This window comes from Phenylobacterium sp., assembly GCF_024508875.1.
Lineage (GTDB): Bacteria > Pseudomonadota > Alphaproteobacteria > Caulobacterales > Caulobacteraceae > Phenylobacterium.
Genome location: NZ_JANINU010000254.1, coordinates 1 through 2,823 on the forward strand (window position 1 = coordinate 1; position 2,823 = coordinate 2,823).

The window sequence follows — 2,823 nt, forward strand, 5'->3', positions numbered from 1 at the left end:
TCAGCCTGAAGCGCCCGCTCACCGTCATCGCCGCCTGCGGCAACGGCACGGCCGGCGCCTTCGCGCCCAAGGCCCTGCGCGACATGGGCGTAGCCGTCCTGATCGAGATGGACTGCGACCTCGACTACACCTTCCCGCGCTACAACCCGAACCCCGAGGACAGCGTGATGCTCCACGCCATGGCCAAGGCGGTGAAGGAGCACGGCGCCGACGTGGCTCTGGGCTTCGACGGCGACGGCGACCGCTGCGGGGTGGTGGACGACGAGGGCGAGGAGATCTTCGCCGACAAGATCGGGTTGATGCTCGCCCGGGATCTTTCTGAATTGCATCGCGACGCCACGTTCATCGTCGACGTGAAGTCGACCGGTCTCTTCGCCACCGACGAGGTGCTGAAGAAGAACGGCGCCAAGACCGTCTACTGGAAGACCGGCCACAGCTACATCAAGCGCAAGACCGCCGAGCTGGGCGCCCTGGCCGGCTTCGAGAAGAGCGGCCACTTCTTCATGAACCCGCCGATCGGCCGCGGCTACGACGACGGCCTGGTGGCCGCCGCCGCGATCCTGGCCATGCTTGACCGCAACCCGGACAAGAAGCTCAGCGACCTGAAGAAAGCGCTGCCGGTGGCCTACACCTCGCTGACCATGAGCCCGCATTGCGCCGACGAGGAGAAGTACGGCGTGGTCGAGGACGTGGTGGCCGAATACCAGGCGCTGGCGGATGCCGGCGGCACGATCCTGGGTCGCAGGATCGTCGACCTCATCACGGTCAACGGCGTTCGGGTGGCGCTGGAGGACGGCTCGTGGGTGCTGGTCCGCGCCTCGTCCAACAAGCCCGAGATCGTGGTCGTCGTCGAAAGCACGAAATCCGAGGACGACATGCGCGCGCTGTTCCGCGAGGAGGTGAAGCCCCGCCTCGCCAAGCGGCCGCAAGTGGGCGCGTACAACCAGGAAATCTAGCGGCGCAATTTTTGCTGCACTGCGGGAAGATGTGCCGTTGCGGCAAGCCTTCCCGCGTGGTGAAAGGCGCGGCCTTCGAGGAGAGTTCTGAATGCGCGTGGCGATGATCGGGACGGGCTATGTGGGCCTCGTCAGCGGCGCCTGTTTCGCCGACTTCGGGCACACGGTGACCTGCATCGACAAGGACGCCTCGAAGATCGAGCAGCTCCGCAGCGGCGGCATCCCGATCTACGAGCCGGGCCTCGACCAACTCGTGGCCGCGAACGTCAAGGCCGGCCGCCTGTTCTTCGACACCGACGCGACGCAGGCGATCCGCGAGGCCGACGCGGTGTTCATCGGCGTGGGCACGCCCTCGCGCCGCGGCGACGGCTACGCGGACCTCAGCTACGTCTATGCGGCCGCCGAGGAGATCGCGACCCTGGTGGACGGGTTCACCGTGGTGGTCACCAAATCGACCGTCCCCGTAGGCACGGGCGACGAGATCGAGGCGATCTTCAAGCGCGTGCGCCCTGGCGCCGACGTCGCCATCGTCTCGAACCCGGAGTTCCTGCGCGAAGGCGCGGCGATCGAGGACTTCAAGCGCCCCGACCGCGTGGTTGTCGGCACCCAGGACGAGCGCGCCCAGGCGGTCATGCGCGAGCTGTACCGGCCGCTGTACCTGAACGAGACGCCGATCCTGTTCACCAGCCGCCGCACCAGCGAGCTGATCAAGTACGCCGCCAACGCCTACCTGGCGCTCAAGATCACCTACATCAACGAGATGGCCGACCTGTGCGAGGCCGTCGGCGCCGACGTGCAGCAGGTGGCGAAGGGCATCGGCCTGGACGGCCGCATCGGCGGCAAGTTCCTGAACGCCGGCCCCGGCTATGGCGGCTCATGCTTCCCGAAGGACACCATCGCGCTGGTCCGGACAGCCCGCGACGCCGGGAGCCCCGTCGAACTGGTCGAGACCACCATCAAGATCAACGACGAGCGCAAGCGCGCGATGGCCCGCAAGGTCATCAAGGCCGCCGGCGGCGACGTGAAGGGCAAGACCGTCGGCATCCTCGGCCTGACCTTCAAGCCCAACACCGACGACATGCGCGACGCCCCGTCGCTGGCCATCGTGCCGGCCCTGCAGGACAAGGGCGCCAAGGTCCAGGCCTTCGACCCCGAGGGCCACGAGGCCGAGAAGTTGCTGACCGGCGTCGACTTCAAGGCCGACCCCTACGCAGTGGCCGAAGGCGCCGACATCCTGGTGATCATCACCGAGTGGGACCAGTTCCGTGCGCTCGACCTCGATCGCATCAAGCTGATCATGAAGAAGCCGGTCCTGGTCGACCTGCGCAACATCTACAAGCCTGCCGACATGAAGGCCCGCGGCTTCGAATATTCGAGCATCGGGCGGGTCTAGGCGGGGACGCGAGAGAATAAGCCGAGCTTCAATCGTTCTCCCCTTGCGGGAGAAGGGCCCCTAGTGCCCTCCCCCCGGACCGGCCATGCGCTTGGGCTTGGGTGCGATCCAGATCACCGAGGCGGCGAGGGCGAAGACCACCGCGGTCGCCAGGAACATCCGGTTCGTCGAAATCATCACCGCCTGGGTCTGCACCAGGCCCTCGAGCTGGCGCAGCGCCTGGTCCGGCGACAGGCCGCGGGCGGTCATGACGTCGAGCGCCCGCTGTGGATCCGGCAAGGCGCCGGCGAGGACGCTGCGCTGGGCCGATGACGTATTGTCCCACGCCGTGGTCATGATCGAAGTGGCGAACGCCGCCGAGGTCGTGCGCAGGAAGTTCTGCAGGCCCGCGGCCGCGGCGGTCTCTTCCGGGAGCACCGACGACAGCGCCAGGCTGGTTGTCGGGATGAAGAAGAACGGCATGGCGAAGCCCAG

1 protein-coding gene and 2 pseudogenes are annotated in these 2,823 nt (G+C 67.2%); 2 read left to right on the forward strand and 1 reads right to left on the reverse strand.

Translation table 11 applies throughout. The features are described from left to right. Positions 1–956 (forward strand): annotated as a pseudogene (locus Q0L11_RS17760) (phosphomannomutase/phosphoglucomutase); the annotation flags it as partial. 91 nt (positions 957–1,047) lie between these two features. Beyond that, on the forward strand, positions 1,048–2,349 hold the full coding sequence (locus Q0L11_RS17765) for a UDP-glucose/GDP-mannose dehydrogenase family protein (protein WP_296598991.1): 1,302 nt from the start codon (positions 1,048–1,050) through the stop codon (positions 2,347–2,349). Between the two features lie 60 nt (positions 2,350–2,409). On the opposite strand, the pseudogene Q0L11_RS17770 reads toward Q0L11_RS17765, so the two are convergent. Beyond that, positions 2,410–2,823, reverse strand: a pseudogene (locus tag Q0L11_RS17770) (MFS transporter); the annotation flags it as partial.

Coding starts and splice junctions, on each gene's coding strand:
- Q0L11_RS17765 (WP_296598991.1), top strand. CDS start 1,048: ATGCGCGTGGCGATGATCGGGACGGGCTATGTGGGCCTCGTCAGCGGC.